At 69.5% G+C, this 1,022-nt stretch carries 2 protein-coding genes; both read right to left on the bottom strand.

Going from position 1 to position 1,022, the window contains the following annotated elements; genetic code table 11:
- Positions 1–734: IS3 family transposase (locus tag CF165_RS49705; RefSeq protein ID WP_143268985.1), on the bottom strand; the 734-nt coding region annotated here is incomplete at its 3' end.
- Positions 731–1,022, bottom strand: a 292-nt coding sequence (locus CF165_RS49700) for a transposase (RefSeq protein ID WP_158226986.1), incomplete at its 5' end; no start/stop codon positions are given. The genes CF165_RS49700 and CF165_RS49705, both read right to left, overlap by 4 nt.

The following is a 1,022-nucleotide window of genomic DNA, read 5'->3' as shown; positions in this document are numbered from 1 at the left end:
CCGATCTCGGTTTTCAAGGTGGCGAAGAAGGCTTCGGCGACGGCGTTGTCGTAGCAGGACCCGACCCGCCCGACCGAGGGGCGGATCTTGTGCTCGGCGAGGGCGGCCCGGAACTGGCCGGAGGTGTATTGGACGCCGCGGTCGGAGTGAAACACCGCCTCGGGCCGGATGAGGCCGCGGGCGGTGGCCAGGTCGATGGCGTCGCAGACCAGGTCGGTGCGCATGTGGCCGGCCATGGCGTGGCCGACGATTTCGCGGGTGTGCAGGTCGATGACGGTGGCCAGGTACAGCCAGCCCTCAAAGGTGGGCAGGCAGGTGATGTCCCCGACCAGCCGCTGCCCGGGTTTCTCGGCGGTGAAGTCGCGGCGGATCAGATCGGCCACCGGGGTGACCGGGCCGGCCGCGGGGCGGGTCAACGCTCGGCGTTTGCGGCGGGTGATCCCGGCCAGGCCGTGTTCGCGCATCAGCCGCTCGACCCGCTTGTGGTTCACCACGATCCCGCGGCGGTGCAGTTCCGCGGTGATCCGTGGGACGCCGTAAGCACCGCGGTGCTCGGCATGGATCGTGCCGATCAGGGTGACCAGCTCGGCCTCGGCTTCCGCCCGCCGGGCCCGGGCCTGCTCGGCGGCGACCCACTCGTGGAAGCCCTGCCGGCGCAGCCCCAGGACCCGGCACAACCGCTGGACACCGAACTCGGTGCGGTGTTCGGAGATGAACCGATAGCGGTAGCTCATCGATCCATCTCGCGCGCAAAATAGGCGGCCGCTTTCCGCAGGATCTCCTTCTCTTTCTGCAGCTCAGCGACCTGCCGCCGCAACCGCGTCACCTCATCGGCCACCGCCCGGTCTTCCGCCGGTGGTCCGGCGTCGGCGGCCTGCTTGGCCACGTTCACCCACGAGCGCAGGGTCTCGTGGTTGACCCCCAGTTCGCGGGCGATCTGCCGCAACGGCCGGTCACTCGAGTTCACCAGCTCGATCGCGTCACGACGGAACTGCTCCGGATACTTCGACCTGCGAGACACC

It is taken from the genome of Amycolatopsis vastitatis (assembly GCF_002234595.1).
Lineage (GTDB): Bacteria > Actinomycetota > Actinomycetes > Mycobacteriales > Pseudonocardiaceae > Amycolatopsis > Amycolatopsis vastitatis.
The sequence above is the reverse complement of the archived record's forward strand: the minus strand, read 5'-3'. Positions and strand labels throughout refer to the sequence as shown.